This is a genomic window from Pseudomonas sp. RIT778, assembly GCF_019718735.1.
In the GTDB taxonomy this organism is placed as follows: Bacteria; Pseudomonadota; Gammaproteobacteria; order Pseudomonadales; family Pseudomonadaceae; genus Aquipseudomonas; species Aquipseudomonas aphyarum.
In genome coordinates, this window is record NZ_JAIHBA010000002.1 from 36,218 (window position 1) to 51,033 (window position 14,816).

The window sequence follows — 14,816 nt, forward strand, 5'->3', positions numbered from 1 at the left end:
ATGAGCACAGCCTATCAAGAAGACATCAGCAGCAGCGTGCTGCGCCGCATGAAAGAAGGCGGTTTCGATTTTTCCCGATTCCATCCCATCGAGTTCTACGCCATTTTCCCGGACGAGGAGCGGGCGCGCAGGGCGGCAGGCAAATTTCGCGGTGAATCCATCAATGCCCAGGTCAGTGCGCGCGACGACGGCGCCTGGTCTCTGGAATTGAGCAAGGTGATGTACGCAACCTACGACGACATTGGCGATTTCGAGCAGGGCTTTTCGGCGGTGGTCGAGCCCTTGGGCGGCATCATCGAAGGCTGGGGCGTGAAACAGGAGATCCGCAACCGGCACCGTTTGAACTGATCACTCTCGCAACACGTCTAGCTACGGCTGACCTTCGGGTCGGCCGTTGTCGTTTCTGCCGCCCCAAAAGCGCATGGCAAAACCCTGAAACAAGAAACCGGCGCAAAAAAAAGCCACCTGAAAAGGTGGCTGAAAGGGAAGACCGGAAGGAGAGGAAACCGGTCAGGGTTACGGCCGGGAGGGCTGCCGAGGCAAGCCGGATCAGTGGAGCTGCGTACTTCGTCAGCGACGTTTTTGCAGCGGATGCGTGGATTATCCGCAGCGGCCGGCGAGCAGTGAAATCAACTCTGACTATGCTGGTGATAGGCGACGGGACTGCGTCGCAATGAAGCGGGGGCGATCAGGTTGGGGCATTTGCCGCACAGGAATGGTGCGGTGTGTGTGGCGTGAATATCCAACCGATTGAAATCAAAGCGTTTATGCCGATGGCACGGGCCTTGCGAAGGCCTGTATGTCCGGGGTGACAAGGAGTACGGCATGATCCGCACCTATTTTGATGAAATGTACGATGCCGGCGGCCAGGTTCGCCCGCATTATCGGGAGTTTGCCCGCTGGCTGGCCGAAACGCCTGACGAACTGCTGGCCCAGCGGCGACGCGAGGCCGATCTGCTGTTCCATCGTGCCGGGATCACTTTCACGCTCTACGGGGACGAGCAGGGGACAGAACGCCTGATTCCCTTCGACACCATTCCGCGCAGCATTCCCGCCAGCGAGTGGCGGATCGTCGAACGCGGCTGCATCCAGCGGGTCAAGGCGTTGAACATGTTCCTCGCCGACCTTTATCACGAGCAACGCATCATCAAGGCCGGGATCATTCCTGCCGAGCAGGTGCTGGCCAACGAGCAATACCAGTTGGCGATGCAGGGGCTGGATCTGCACCGCGATATCTATTCGCACATCTCCGGCGTCGATCTGGTGCGCGACGGCGACGGCACGTATTACGTGCTCGAGGACAACCTGCGCACACCGAGCGGCGTGAGCTACATGCTCGAAGACCGCAAGATGATGATGCGCCTGTTCCCCGAATTGTTCGCGGCCCAGCGCATCGCCCCGATCGACCATTACCCGAACCTGCTGCTCGACACCCTGAAAAGCTCAAGCCCCATCGACGACCCAAGTGTGGTGGTGCTGACACCGGGACGGTTCAACAGCGCGTTTTTCGAGCATGCGTTTCTCGCCCGGGAAATGGGTGTGGAGCTGGTGGAGGGCGCTGACCTGTTCGTGCGCGACGACAAAGTCTTCATGCGCACCACCGACGGCCCGAAAGCGGTGGACGTGATCTACCGCCGCCTCGACGATGCGTTCCTCGATCCGCTGGCCTTCCGCCCGGATTCGATGCTCGGTGTGCCGGGGCTGTTGTCGTCGTATCGCTCCGGCAACGTGGTGCTGGCCAATGCCATCGGCACCGGCGTCGCGGACGATAAATCGGTGTATCCGTTCGTTACCGAGATGATCCGTTTCTACCTCGACGAAGAGCCGATCCTGAAGAACGTGCCGACCTGGCAATGCCGCAATCCGTCTGAACTTTCCCACGTACTGGCCAATCTTCCGGATCTGGTGGTCAAGGAAACCCAGGGCTCCGGCGGTTACGGAATGCTCGTGGGGCCGGCGGCGACGACCGCGGAAATCGATGCGTTCCGCGAGCGGATCAAGGCCAAGCCCCACGCGTACATCGCGCAACCGACGCTGTCGCTGTCGACCTGTCCGACCTTTGTCGAAAACGGCATTGCGCCGCGCCATATCGACCTGCGCCCGTTCGTATTGTCCGGTCGCGAAACCCGGGTCGTGCCCGGCGGTTTGACCCGTGTCGCCCTGCGTGAAGGCTCTCTGGTGGTGAATTCATCCCAGGGCGGCGGAACCAAGGACACCTGGGTGGTCGAGGATTGAAGGAAGCCTGCCATGTTAAGTAGAACTGCCTCGGATCTGTACTGGATGTCGCGTTACCTGGAGCGGGCGGAAAACCTCGCACGGATGCTCGATGTCAGCTATTCGCTGTCGCTGATGCCGCAGGACGGCCGTGGCGACGGTCTGCACGAACTGGCGATGCCGCTGTTGATCACCGGCACGCTGGACGATTACCTGGAACGCCACGGCGAGTTGCATGCCGAGCGACTGCTGCACTTCTTCGCCCTCGATGCGGCGAATCCGGCGAGCATCTATAGCTGCCTCGGCGCGGCGCGAGCGAGCGCCCACGCGGTGCGCGGGCGAATCACTGCCGACATGTGGGAGAACATCAACGCCACCTGGCTGGAAATTCGCGGGATCGCCAATCAGGGCCTCAGCCGCTACGGCATGAGTCGCTTCTGCGAGTGGATCAAGGAGCGTTCGCACCTGTTCCGGGGTGCGTCCTACGGCACCATCATGCGCAACGACGCGTTTCGTTTCATTCGCCTGGGTACGTTCATCGAGCGGGCGGACAACACCTTGCGCCTGCTCGATGCTCGTTACGAGATGGCCGGCGATCAGGCCGAAGCGGTCAGCGACGGCACCGCTCACGCCTATTACCAGTGGAGTGCGCTGTTGCGGGCGCTGTCATCGTTCGAGGCCTACACCGAGATCTATCGCGATGCGCCGGGCGCCCGGCATGTCGCTGAATTGCTGCTGTTGCGTGCTGACGTGCCGCGTTCGCTGCGGGCCTGTACCGAAGAAATCGACCAGATTCTCGCGCAATTGCCGGGGGCCAACGGTCGTCCTGCGCAACGACTGGCGGCGGAAATGGACGCGCGTCTGCGCTACACCGGCATTCAAGAAATTCTCGAGGAAGGGCTGCACGCCTGGCTCACCGAATTCATCCCGCTGGTGCGCCAGCTGGGCAACGCCATTCACAGTTCCTACCTGGAGGCCGCATGAGACTTTCCATCAGCCACGAGACCACCTATCACTACGAAGATCAGGTGCGCGCGAGCATCCAGTACCTGCGCCTGACACCCCACGACAGCGAGCGTCAGCATGTGCTGAGCTGGCAGCTCGACCTGCCGCGCCCGGTGCGCGCCCAGCTCGATCCGTTCGGCAACATCCTGCATGTGCTGACCATGGACGAGCCCCACGAAGCGATCATCATCGGCGCCCGGGGGCAGGTCGATATCGACGAGTTGCGCGAAGCCGAGCACGAGAGTCAGTCGGCGCTGCCGTTCCTGCGTTTCACCCGGCTGACCGAGGCTGACGAGGCGCTGCGGGCGTTTGCCGAGAAGTCCTGCAAACAGCGCCGGGACCGCAATGCACTGATCGACCTGATGCATGGTTTGAACCAGCACATGACCTACAAACCGGGCGCCACCGAAGTCGATACCAGTGCCGCCGAGGCGTTTGCCGGGCGGGCGGGTGTTTGCCAGGATCATGCCCACGCGTTTCTGGCCTGCGCGCGCAGCCTCGGGGTGCCGTCGCGATATGTGTCGGGCTATCTGTACAGCGAGGATTGCGAGCATCTGGCCAGTCACGCCTGGGCCGAGGCCTGGATCGATGACGCGTGGTACAGCTTTGACGTGACCAATGAACTGGCGCGGCCGGAGCGGCACCTGAAACTGGCAGTGGGTCTGGATTACCTCGATGCCTGCCCAGTGAGGGGCATGCGCCGGGGCGGTGGTTCAGAGCAGATGCACGCGAAAGTGCTGGTGTCGCCGACACCAGCGCCAATCATCTCGGTTCAGCAGCAGTAAGCGGCGTAGTTGGTTTACTTGGCCGGCGTAACCTTGCGCCCGGCCATGTGCTGCAAATACCCGATCAGTTTCTGTAGATCCGCATCCGGCAACACTTCGGCGGAAAACCCCGGCATCTTCGCTTGCGGCCACTGACGCAGACTCTGCGGATCGCGGATATAGCGCTTGAGGAAGTCCGCGCCGAAGTACTCGGTCGGGTTGTAGGGAATATTCAGGTCCGGACCGAACTGCGCATCGCCCGCGCCATTCAGGCGATGGCACGCCAGACAGTTCTTCTGGAACAGCGCAAACCCCTGATTCACCCGGTCATCGGCCTTCAACGCAGGATCCGGCAACAGGGCAGGGAAGCGCTCGGCCACCGGCGCCATGCGCTTGATGCTCGCCACTTCGAACGGCCATTGTTCCGGGCTGATATTGCCGGCCTGCGGATCGGTCCACACCAGATAGAACGGCCCGGCGCTGTGCTTGCCTTCCGACAGCGGCGGCCAGGGCTGCGCCGGATCCTCGATGGCGAGCCAGGCGCGTGAACCCTTGTTGTTCAGTAGCGGTGCGGCGGACAGCTCGGCGGCAAAGCCGTCCAGCGCCACGGCTTGCAGGTGATCGTCCGGTTTGATGCCGGTCAGCAGCGCGGCCATCGGCACGGCGCGATAAGTCATGTCCTTCTTGTAGGACACGTCATTCTTGATCGTGAGGGTTTGTACCTGAGGATGCTTGAGCAACTCGTCGGTCTGCCAGGTGCGGCTGTTCGCGCCCAGCTCCAGGTTCAGCTGCGCGGCAGACAGGGGCATGCTCAGCAGCATGGCCCCGAACAGAATGAGCGTTTTCAAGTGATCGCCGTCCGTGTCGTGGAAGTGCGCAAAGGTTGGCACAGCCACGCTTGCCCGGGTAGCGGGCCAGTCACATTTTCAGTGGCGATAAACAATACCTGCCGCTTGAATCAGCCGATGACCTTGGTCAGGTTCGGCAGAATCAACAACAGCGTCGTGGCGAAAAGAATGAGCCCTGCTTGCCGTACTTTCGGTTGTTTGAACATGGCTTGACCGCCTTTTTTGTTATTTCCTGATGCCTGCCTGCATATCCATGACGGCAAGCGCTGCACTTCCTGTAGCGAACGCCTGTCTCGGCAAAACCCGACGACAACGACGTACATCTTCACCTTAGGGCCCGCGTCACGCTTCGCTTAGATCCATTTCGTATGTATTTACCACCTGTCGCGATTAAAAAAGCATGAGGCCCATTGCCAGCTTCTTTGCCGCCCGTTTGCTAGACAGCTCGCGCACCTGAACCGGTTAACCAAGACACGGATGACCGTCCGTCTGAGCGTGCGCGTCAACGTCATTGAGCGCTGTGGTCATTGAATCCATGGCCTGCGAAGACAACAGTGACAGCACGAATTTCACTCACCGCACAGGTTCGAGGACGTCATGACCCAAGCTTTGATTTTCGACGCGTTACGCACGCCCCGTGGCAAGGGCAAGGCCGACGGATCGCTGCACAGCGTCAAACCGGTGAACCTGGTGGCCGGGCTGCTGACCGCTTTGCAGGCGCGCACCGCGCTGGACACCAGTCAGGTCGATGACGTGGTGCTCGGTTGCGTCACGCCGATTGGCGATCAGGGCTCCGACATCGCCAAGACCGCCGTGCAGGTGGCCGATTGGGACGTCAGCGTCGCGGGCGTGCAGATCAACCGCTTCTGCGCCTCGGGGCTGGAAGCGGTGAACCTGGGGGCGATGAAAGTGCGCTCCGGGTTCGAGGATCTGGTGGTGGTGGGTGGCGTCGAATCCATGTCCCGTGTGCCGATGGGCAGCGACGGCGGCGCCTGGGCGCTGGATCCGCAAACCAATCTGCACAGCCACTTCACACCACAAGGCGTCGGCGCCGACCTGATCGCCACCCTTGAAGGCTTCAGCCGGCAGGACGTCGATGCCTACGCGCTGCACTCGCAGCAGAAAGCCGCTCGCGCCAGGGCCGACGGTTCGTTCAGCAAGTCGCTGGTGCCGGTGCAGGATCAGAACGGCATCATCCTGCTCGATCACGATGAATTCATTCGCGCCGAGTCGACCCTTGAAGGCCTGGGCAAGCTCAAGCCGAGTTTCGAAATGATCGGCCAGATGGGCTTCGACGCCACGGCATTGCGGGTCTACAGCCATGTCGAGCGCATCAACCATGTGCACACGCCGGGCAACAGCTCGGGGATCGTCGACGGCGCGGCGCTGATGCTGATTGGCTCCGAAGCGAAGGGGCGCGCGTTGGGTCTGCAACCTCGGGCGCGGATTGTCGCCACGGCGGTCACCAGCACCGACCCGACCATCATGCTCACCGGCCCGGCGCCGGCCACTCGCAAGGCGCTGGCCAAGGCCGGGCTGCGGGTGGAAGACATTGACCTGTTCGAGGTCAACGAGGCGTTCGCCTCGGTGGTGCTGAAATTCATCAAGGACATGGCCGTCGACCCGGACAAGGTCAACGTCAATGGCGGCTCGATCGCCATGGGCCACCCGCTGGGCGCCACCGGTTGCGCGATCCTCGGCACCTTGCTCGATGAACTGGAAGCCCGGCGTCTGCGTTACGGCCTCGCGACGCTGTGCGTCGGCGGCGGCATGGGCATCGCCACCATCATCGAACGCCTCTGACCCCAAGGAATCCTGTCATGACCCAAGCCATTCGTTACGAAAAAGGCCAGGACGGCATCGTTCTCCTGACCATCGACATGCCGGGCCAGAGCGCCAACACCATGAACGCGGTGTACCGCGAGGCCATGGCCGAAAGCGTCGCCCGATTGCAGGCGGAAAAAGATGACATCGCCGGGGTGATCATCACTTCGGCCAAGAAAACCTTCTTCGCCGGCGGCGACCTGAATGAACTGATCAAGGTCGGCAAGCCCGAAGCCAAGGCGTTCTACGACATGGTGCTGACCCTCAAGGGTCAGTTGCGCACCCTGGAAACCCTCGGCAAACCGGTGGTCGCGGCGATCAACGGCGCGGCGCTCGGCGGCGGCTGGGAAATCTGCCTTGCCTGCCACCACCGCGTTGCGTTAGACGATGCATCGGTGCAACTCGGTTTGCCGGAAGTGACCCTCGGCCTGTTGCCGGGCGGCGGTGGCGTGGTGCGGATGGTGCGGATGCTGGGCATCGAAAAGGCTTTGCCGTATTTGCTTGAAGGCAAGAAAGTCCGTCCGCAGCAGGCGTTGCAGGCCGGATTGATCGATGAGCTGGCGGCGGATCGCGATGAGCTACTGGCCAAGGCCCGGGCCTGGATTCTGGCCAATCCTGCGGCCGTGCAGCGTTGGGATGTGAAGGGTTATCAGATTCCCGGCGGCACTCCGTCGAACCCGAAAGTTGCTCAGATGCTGGCGATTGCGCCGTCGATCCTGCGCACCAAAACCCAGGGCACGTTGCCGGCGCCGGAGAAGATTCTGTGCGCGGCTGTGGAAGGCGCGCAGGTGGATTTCGACACGGCGCACCTGATCGAAACCCGCTACTTCACCGAACTGACCACCGGCCAGATCTCGAAAAACCTGATCGGTACGTTCTGGTTCCAGCTCAATGAAATCAATGCCGGCGGTTCGCGGCCGCAGGGTTTTGCGCCTTATGTGACGAAACGCGTGGGCGTACTCGGCGCGGGCATGATGGGCGCCGGGATCGCCTATGTCAGCGCATCGGCCGGGATCGACGTGGTGCTCAAGGACATCAACCTCGCGGCTGCGGAAAAGGGCAAGGCGCATTCGGCGGCGTTGCTGGACAAGAAAGTCGCTCGCGGGCAGATGTCTGCGCAGCAGCGTGAAGCGGTGCTGGCGCGTATTCACCCGACCGAAAGCGATGCCGATCTGGCAGGTTGCGATCTGATCATCGAGGCGGTGTTCGAGGATCGTCAACTAAAGGCCAAGGTCTCGGCAGCAGCGCAACAGATGGTTGGCGCCGACGCTGTGATTGCCTCCAACACGTCGACCTTGCCCATCACTGGCTTGGCAACCGCGGTACCGGATCAGAGCAAGTTCATCGGCCTGCACTTCTTCAGCCCGGTGGAAAAGATGCCACTGGTGGAAATCATCAAAGGCGCGCAAACCAGCGACGAAACCCTCGCACGCGGGTTCGATTTCGTACTGCAAATCAAGAAAACTCCGATCGTGGTCAACGACAGTCGCGGCTTCTTCACGTCGCGGGTGTTCGGCACCTTCACCAATGAAGGCATTGCGATGCTGGGTGAGGGCGTCAGTGCGCCGATGATCGAGACCGAAGCGCGCAAGGCCGGCATGCCTGTCGGACCGCTGGCGATCTCTGACGAAGTTTCCCTCAGCCTGATGAGCCATATCCGTCAGCAAACGGCCAAAGACCTTCAAGCAGAAGGGAAACCGCTGATTGAGCACCCGGCGTTCGCCGTGATTGACTTGCTGCTCAACGAATACAAGCGGCCGGGCAAGGCCGCGGGAGGCGGTTTTTATGAGTACCCGGCGGGTGGGCAGAAACATCTGTGGCCCGAACTGAAAACCCGTTTCGAGAAAGCCGACGGGCAGATTTCGCCGAAGGATGTACGTGATCGACTGTTGTTCGTGCAGGCCATCGAAACCGTGCGTTGTGTGGAGGAGGGCGTGCTGACGTCGACGGCGGACGCCAACGTCGGCTCGATCTTCGGCATCGGTTTTGCGGCATGGACGGGCGGTGCGCTGCAGTTCATCAACCAATATGGCGTGAAGGATTTTGTCGCCCGGGCGCAGTACTTGGCGGAGCAGTACGGTGAGCGTTTCGCACCGCCTGCGCTGCTGCTGGAAAAAGCTGCCAAGGGCGAGTCGTTCTAACGGGGTGGGGACGCATTTCGGGGCTTGCCTTGCCGGGTGGTTTCAAGGCAGGCTCTGGGGTGTGCATTATTCCCATCACGTGTCAGGTATTTTTTATGTCGCTACGCATCTGCATTCTGGAAACCGACATCCTGCGTCCGGAACTGGTCGATGAATATCAGGGTTACGGGCAGATGTTCCAGCGCCTGTTCTCGCAACAGCCGATCGCCGCCGAGTTCACGGTGTACAACGTGATGCAGGGCGACTATCCGAGTGATGACCTGACCTTTGATGCGTACCTGGTCACCGGCAGCAAGGCCGATTCGTTCGGTACCGACCCGTGGATCCAGACCCTCAAGCAATACCTGCTGAACCGCTATGAGCGCGGCGACAAACTGCTCGGCGTGTGCTTCGGCCATCAGTTGCTGGCGCTGCTGCTGGGCGGCAAGAGCGAGCGCGCCACGCAAGGCTGGGGTGTCGGCATCCACAACTACAAACTGGCGGCCAAGGCACCGTGGATGAGCCCGGTGCGTGAAGAGCTGACGTTGTTGATCAGCCACCAGGATCAGGTGACGGCGTTGCCGGAGAACGCCACGGTGATTGCTTCCAGCGATTTTTGCCCGTTCGCCGCGTACCACATCAACGATCAGGTGCTGTGCTTCCAGGGGCATCCGGAATTCATCCACGACTACTCGCGGGCGCTGCTGGATCTGCGTCAGGAAGCGCTGGGCGAGCAGGTGTACAGCAAGGGTGTGGCCAGCCTGGAGCATCAGCACCACGGCACCACCGTTGCGGAATGGATGATGCGTTTCGTGGCGCACAAGCCGACCGCTGCTTGAATCCAGGCGCCCCCGTGTTTTACACGGGGGCGTTTTTTCTTATAGCCAGCCGGATTTCTTGAAGCTCGCCCACAGGCTCACGCAGCCGACCGTGATAAAGCCCAGTACGCCGAAATAGCCGTAGTGCCAGCTCAGCTCCGGCATGTTCTGGAAGTTCATCCCGTAGATCCCCGCCACTGCCGTGGGGAATGCCAGAATCGCCGCCCACGCCGCGAATTTGCGTTGCACCACGCTCTGGCGTGACGCTTCCAGCAGCACGCCGATTTCGATGGTCTGACTCGCAATGTCGGCCAGGGTGGTCAGGTCTTCCATCTGCCGCGTGACATGGATCTGCACATCACGGAAGTACGGGCGCATGTTCTTGTCGATGAAGGGAAAGCTCAGCTTCTGCAGCTCCTCGCCGATTTCCACCATCGGCGCGGCGTAACGGCGCAGGCGCAGGACGTCGCGACGCAGGCCGTGCAGCTTCTGGATGTCGTATTCATTCAATGCGCTGCACAACACGTTGCGTTCCAGTTCATCGATCTCGGCGTGGATCGCTTCGCCCACCGGCTGATAGTTTTCGATCACGAAATCCAGCAGCGCATACAGTACGAAATCTTCCCCGTGCTCCAGCAACAGCGGCCGCGCCTCACAGCGTTGACGGACATGGGCGTAGGACGCCGAGTGGCCGTTGCGGGCAGTGATGATGTAGCCCTTGCCGGCGAAAATATGGGTTTCGATGAACTGCAGAATCCCGTGTTCGCGTACTGGCGAGTAGGTGACGATGAACAGCGCGTCGCCGAAGGTTTCCAGCTTCGGGCGGCTGTGTTTTTCCAGGGCGTCCTCGATGGCCAGTTCGTGCAGGTTGAACTGGCGTTGCAGGTTGGAGAGTTCCTGGGCGTTCGGCTCTTCGAGGCCGATCCAGACGAAGTGGCCGGTCTTGGCGGCCCAGGCCGCGCCTTCGTCGAGGGAAATATTGGTGACTTTCTTACCGGCGCTGTAAACCGCAGCAGCAACAACTCGACCCATGGTGGTGATTCACTTCTTCTTGGCAGATGGCAGGGGAGACACGGCTTCAGCTTAGCCGTGTCGCTGCTTGAGAGTCAGTGAAATCTGCACAGTTCACCGGGCAAAAGAAAACCCGCACAGGGCGGGCTTCTTTTTCACGCGGCTTGCAGCTGCCGATCCATCGCATCGATGCATTCGCGCATCTGCTCGCGGCACTGGGTGATGAGCATGGGCATGTCGTCCATGGTCAGGCCGGCGGTAGGAATTGCCGGCAGCGAGCGTATGAGGATTTTCCCGCTGTGCCAGCGGTTCAGGCGCATGTGCTTGATGTAGCTGCTGACACACACCGGAACGATCGGCACCCCGGCGGCAATGGCCATCTGGAACGCGCCTTTCTTGAACGGCAGCAATTCCTCACCCAGGTTGCGGGTGCCTTCCGGGAACACCCAGATCGAGGTGTCTTTGTGCTGCAAGGTGTCGGTGGTGGTCAGCATCGACTGACGCGCCTTGTGCGCGTTTCCACGATCGATCAACACGTTGCCCGCCAGCCAGAACAACTGCCCGAACAGCGGCACCCACTTCAGGCTCTTTTTGCCGATGCACACGGTACGACGCGGCACCACGTTGCCGAACACGAACAGGTCGTAGTTGGACTGATGGTTGGCGATGATCACGCAGCTGTCAGGCTTGTTCATCAGCGGGCCGACCTCGGCCTTCACTCGCAGACGCAAAATACACATGGCTGGCAGTGCATAGAGACGGGCGCACAGGCGACTGTTGTCCGGATTGAACGGGCGGCACAGGCCGAGGATCACTCCGAGGATCCCCGCCAGAATAAAGTGCAGGCCCATCAATAACATACGAAACACAAACAGCATTTTCAGGCCCATCGGGACAAAAGGTGGCGCAGTGTACGGATGTGCACTGTTTTCGGCAATTGCCGCTATAGAGTCCGGAGATGGGCGATGTTTAAGCGCATGTTTCCGACTTGTTGGTCAGAGGCGTCCTAGAGCTGCTGCGGAGTTTTCAACGGGGCGTGCAAGAAAAAGCCCGACACGACGGTCGGGCTTTTCTGAAGCGGTGCGAGCCGGGTATCAGCCCAGATGCTCCTGATCCTGGATGATGGCGTTGTCCAGGGTTTCCAGCAGCGCCTTGCGCACTTTCAGCTTGGTGTTTTTGTGTGCGGTCATGTTGATCTTCTTCAACTGACGCGCGGCGGCAAGGGCGGCGCCTTGCAGTTCTTCGGCCGCAACCACTTTATCGAGGAAGCCGGCATCCACCGCGCTTTGCGGATCAAACATCTCGCCGTTGATCACCGAGCGATGGAAGGCCGAACGACGCAGACGATCACGAGCCAGCTCGATGCCGGCGTGGTGCATGGTCATGCCGATCTGCACTTCGTTCAGACCAATGCTGAACGGGCCGTCGACACCGATCCGGTAATCGGCGGACAACAGAATGAACGCGCCCTTGGCCACGGCATGCCCCGGGCAAGCAACGATCACCGGGAACGGGTGCGACAGCAGGCGACGAGCCAGGGTCGAACCGGCGGTCACCAGGGAAACGGCTTCTTTAGGGCCAGCGGTCATCACTTTCAGGTCATAGCCGCCAGAGAGAATGCCCGGCTGACCGGTGATGATCACAATGGCGCGATCCGCCACCGCCTGATCCAGCGCCGCGTTGAAGGCCGCGATCACGTCCGGGGAAATGGCGTTGACCTTGCCGTTGCTCAGGGTCAGGGTCGCGATACCGTCTTCGAGGTGGTAGGCAATCAGGTCGCTCATGGCGCAATTCCTTATAAGAAAGATGGGCAGACGTTACCCACCGTCGCCGGTCAGGTAAAGCACTGTGACTGACCCGCCAGTCACCGTTTACCGGCCGATGCGCTGCAACACGCCCCGCGCCTGACGCCTGCGCACCTATATAGAAGGGCCGCGCCCACCCAAGATTGGCCGGATTGCCATGGCCCCTAGCAGGTGGAAGCGACTTTTTCTCTTAACCGCATGAAAATTCTGAAAAAAAGTTTGCCATCAGAAAAGCTTTCGACTACATTAGCGCGCCTCGACAGACAGAACATGTTTGAAGAGATACGGTGAAGTGTCCGAGTGGCTTAAGGAGCACGCCTGGAAAGTGTGTATACAGGAAACTGTATCGAGAGTTCGAATCTCTCCTTCACCGCCAAATTCGATGTAAACAAAACCCCCTGGTTTCGAAAGAAGCCAGGGGTTTTGTGCATTCTGGCGTCCGGATTTTTTTGGTCACAGAGATCGGTTCGGCTTCTTTTTGTCAGGGCATTACAATCGCGGTTTTATCCGGCATGTAAAAGGACGACCTCCATGATCATTTCCACCACCCAATCCATCGAAGGCCGGCAGATTACGGCGTATCTGGACATCGTCAGTGCCGAATCGGTGCAGGGCGTGAATGTGATTCGCGATATGTTCGCGGGCATGCGGGACTTTTTTGGCGGGCGTTCGCAGACGCTGGAGCGGGCGTTGAAGGAGGCGCGTGTTCAGGCGACTGACGAGATCAGGGAGCGGGCGCGGGCCTTGCAGGCGGATGCGGTGGTCGGGGTGGATTTCGAGATCAGCATGCCGGCAGGGAAGGGTGGCATGGTTGTGGTGTTTGCGACCGGTACGGCGGTCAAGTTGCGCTGAGGCTAGTGAGCCCATTCAACGGAATGGGCTCTGTACTGATAATCAGCCCTGCGGCTTGAGCAGGATTGTGCCTTTCGAATCGTAGGTCAGCGGCGTATCGATCGCGACGAGAGGCGGCGTATCGCCGGGTTGAACTGGCTGAACCGGGTCTGGGTGGTAGATCACGCCAGGCTGCAACGGACTCGGTCCGGTCGGCTGCTTGATGACGATTTCACCCGAAGCGATCTTTTCCTTGAGTTTCTCCGCCCCGGCCTTGCCGGCGGCGATCTGTTCATCCGTGAGCTTTACAACAGGCAGTGTCGGGAATCCTTTGATTTCCATGTTCTCTCCTTGAGATTCATTGCGTAGGAAAAAGGGCAGCGGCCGGTCGCCGCAAATCTTTAGCTGCGTGGGACCAACGGTTCCTCAATGTGTTTAATTTCCGTAGGCCATTCGTCGGGCTTCGGGCGGTCTGAATCACAAGTCCAGGAATGACCGGCTAGTCTCAAAAGCCTTGGAGGTCGATATTTTTTCAGGCGAAAGGGTTTGCCGGTGTCGGCCCGCATTTGAAAAGGGGTGAAGAGATGACTGATCCGTACATCGAAGACGACGGGGCTGAATTTCCATTCAACAATTGCGTACGCTGTGGCCAGACGGAGTATCAGGCCGGATTTGGCGAGGACCCGGTGCAGACCGGCAAGATCAAGTCGGCAGCACCCAAGGGGCCTAAAGCAAAATTTCTGCCCAAGGTGACGACACGTTCCAGGAAGTAATCCGGATGCCACACAGCCCCGCCATTGAGCGGGGTTTTTTGTTTCTATTTTTTGAGAAGCGTCCTACAGAAATTGCAGATTCGTCCGGTTTCTTTCACAAACTTTTCACACCCGGCTGAGTAGGGTGAAGCCATCCGTTAGAAAGCAAGTCTCCAGCCCGTCTCCCCAGCGGGCTTTTTTTTGCCCGTCATAAAACCTTTTCCGTATTCGCTGTCCAATCGGCGCCAAGTGCGCTGCAACGCTGGACATTGCCGCGACAACAGCATTCAATCTGCGCCCTTTTTTATTCCTTCTGTTGAGGTTTTTCGTCATGCGTTTAACTCTGCCTGCTCTGGTTCTGGGGCTTCTGGTTGCTCAAGGTGCAATGGCTGGCGACGGTACCGCCGCACTGGGCGGCGGCCTGGGCGGTGCGCTGGGTAACGTGGTTGGCCAGAAAATGGGCGGCAGCACCGGTGCCGCGATTGGTGCTGGTGTAGCGGGTGCTGCCGGCAGCGCATTGGCTGCCAAGAAAGGTGCTCGCACCAAAGCGGCCATCGGCGGCGGCGTCGGCGCGGCAGGTGGTTCGGTGATCGGTAACAGCCTGGGAGGCAAGACTGGCGCCACCATCGGTGCTGGTCTGGGCGGCGCAGCCGGAGGCGCAGTGGGCAGCAATCTGTCCAAGGGTCACAAGCGTCACTGATTGCCAACGCGTGACTGAAAAGGCCCGGCTTTATGCCGGGCTTTTTCGTTGCTGAACGTTTTTCCCGGATACGCCTCCAATACCACATAGCCCCCTCCGCGGGCGTACCGTCCCGACTCGGGAC

Annotated in this window: 15 protein-coding genes and 1 tRNA gene; 11 read left to right on the top strand and 5 right to left on the bottom strand. The window is 60.3% G+C overall.

Annotated features, from left to right (window positions below; genetic code table 11):
- The 4 genes from K5E37_RS01710 to K5E37_RS01725 all read left to right on the top strand — a co-directional run bounded on the left by K5E37_RS01710 (position 1) and on the right by K5E37_RS01725 (position 4,004).
- Positions 1-348, top strand: a complete 348-nt coding sequence (locus tag K5E37_RS01710; RefSeq protein WP_007959978.1) for a ribonuclease E inhibitor RraB — start codon at positions 1-3, stop codon at positions 346-348.
- Positions 349-825: 477 nt separating this feature from the next.
- Positions 826-2,235, top strand: coding sequence for a circularly permuted type 2 ATP-grasp protein (locus K5E37_RS01715; RefSeq protein WP_085690507.1), 1,410 nt, complete (start codon positions 826-828; stop codon positions 2,233-2,235).
- Between the two features lie 12 nt (positions 2,236-2,247).
- Positions 2,248-3,198 carry an alpha-E domain-containing protein gene (locus K5E37_RS01720; RefSeq protein ID WP_007959974.1) on the top strand — a complete coding sequence of 317 codons (951 nt, stop codon included), beginning with the start codon at positions 2,248-2,250 and terminating at the stop codon, positions 3,196-3,198.
- Entirely contained in the window at positions 3,195-4,004 is an 810-nt protein-coding gene (locus K5E37_RS01725; protein WP_007959971.1) for a transglutaminase family protein, read from the top strand. The genes K5E37_RS01720 and K5E37_RS01725 overlap by 4 nt, the downstream gene beginning before the upstream one ends.
- A 14-nt stretch (positions 4,005-4,018) precedes the next feature.
- Here the strand turns inward: K5E37_RS01725 and K5E37_RS01730 are convergent, their stop codons facing one another.
- On the bottom strand, positions 4,019-4,804 hold the full coding sequence (locus K5E37_RS01730; protein ID WP_221533022.1) for a cytochrome c: 786 nt from the start codon (positions 4,802-4,804) through the stop codon (positions 4,019-4,021).
- A 624-nt stretch (positions 4,805-5,428) separates the two neighbouring features.
- Here K5E37_RS01730 and K5E37_RS01735 point away from each other — a divergent pair.
- The 3 genes from K5E37_RS01735 to K5E37_RS01745 all read left to right on the top strand — a co-directional run bounded on the left by K5E37_RS01735 (position 5,429) and on the right by K5E37_RS01745 (position 9,614).
- Positions 5,429-6,634 (top strand): acetyl-CoA C-acetyltransferase, encoded by a 1,206-nt coding sequence (locus K5E37_RS01735; RefSeq protein ID WP_221532960.1) that lies wholly within the window; start codon positions 5,429-5,431, stop codon positions 6,632-6,634.
- A gap of 17 nt (positions 6,635-6,651) precedes the next feature.
- Positions 6,652-8,796 (top strand): 3-hydroxyacyl-CoA dehydrogenase NAD-binding domain-containing protein, encoded by a 2,145-nt coding sequence (locus K5E37_RS01740; protein ID WP_221532961.1) that lies wholly within the window; start codon positions 6,652-6,654, stop codon positions 8,794-8,796.
- A 95-nt stretch (positions 8,797-8,891) separates the two neighbouring features.
- Positions 8,892-9,614 carry an amidotransferase gene (locus K5E37_RS01745; protein WP_085608794.1) on the top strand — a complete coding sequence of 241 codons (723 nt, stop codon included), beginning with the start codon at positions 8,892-8,894 and terminating at the stop codon, positions 9,612-9,614.
- Between the two features lie 39 nt (positions 9,615-9,653).
- Here K5E37_RS01745 and K5E37_RS01750 read toward each other — a convergent pair whose 3' ends face one another.
- The 3 genes from K5E37_RS01750 to K5E37_RS01760 all read right to left on the bottom strand — a co-directional run bounded on the left by K5E37_RS01750 (position 9,654) and on the right by K5E37_RS01760 (position 12,388).
- On the bottom strand, positions 9,654-10,625 hold the full coding sequence (locus K5E37_RS01750) for a magnesium and cobalt transport protein CorA (protein WP_207985505.1): 972 nt from the start codon (positions 10,623-10,625) through the stop codon (positions 9,654-9,656).
- A 134-nt stretch (positions 10,626-10,759) separates the two neighbouring features.
- The gene (locus K5E37_RS01755; RefSeq protein WP_179692160.1) at positions 10,760-11,482 is read right to left on the bottom strand and encodes a 1-acylglycerol-3-phosphate O-acyltransferase; all 723 of its coding nucleotides are present in this window, start codon (positions 11,480-11,482) and stop codon (positions 10,760-10,762) included.
- Between the two features lie 216 nt (positions 11,483-11,698).
- On the bottom strand, positions 11,699-12,388 hold the full coding sequence (locus K5E37_RS01760) for a crotonase/enoyl-CoA hydratase family protein (RefSeq protein ID WP_011333225.1): 690 nt from the start codon (positions 12,386-12,388) through the stop codon (positions 11,699-11,701).
- 307 nt (positions 12,389-12,695) lie between these two features.
- Here K5E37_RS01760 and K5E37_RS01765 point away from each other — a divergent pair.
- Together K5E37_RS01765 and K5E37_RS01770 are read left to right on the top strand one after the other, a co-directional pair.
- Positions 12,696-12,785, top strand: a tRNA-Ser gene (locus tag K5E37_RS01765).
- Between the two features lie 155 nt (positions 12,786-12,940).
- The gene (locus K5E37_RS01770) at positions 12,941-13,261 is read left to right on the top strand and encodes a YbjQ family protein (RefSeq protein WP_207985506.1); all 321 of its coding nucleotides are present in this window, start codon (positions 12,941-12,943) and stop codon (positions 13,259-13,261) included.
- 42 nt (positions 13,262-13,303) lie between these two features.
- Here K5E37_RS01770 and K5E37_RS01775 read toward each other — a convergent pair whose 3' ends face one another.
- Positions 13,304-13,582 (bottom strand): hypothetical protein, encoded by a 279-nt coding sequence (locus K5E37_RS01775; protein WP_064594653.1) that lies wholly within the window; start codon positions 13,580-13,582, stop codon positions 13,304-13,306.
- 242 nt (positions 13,583-13,824) lie between these two features.
- On the opposite strand from K5E37_RS01775, the gene K5E37_RS01780 reads away from it, so the two are divergent.
- Positions 13,825-14,013 carry a hypothetical protein gene (locus K5E37_RS01780; RefSeq protein ID WP_007952174.1) on the top strand — a complete coding sequence of 63 codons (189 nt, stop codon included), beginning with the start codon at positions 13,825-13,827 and terminating at the stop codon, positions 14,011-14,013.
- A gap of 310 nt (positions 14,014-14,323) precedes the next feature.
- Entirely contained in the window at positions 14,324-14,692 is a 369-nt protein-coding gene (locus K5E37_RS01785; protein ID WP_039769955.1) for a glycine zipper domain-containing protein, read from the top strand.
- Positions 14,693-14,816: the final 124 nt, after the last annotated feature.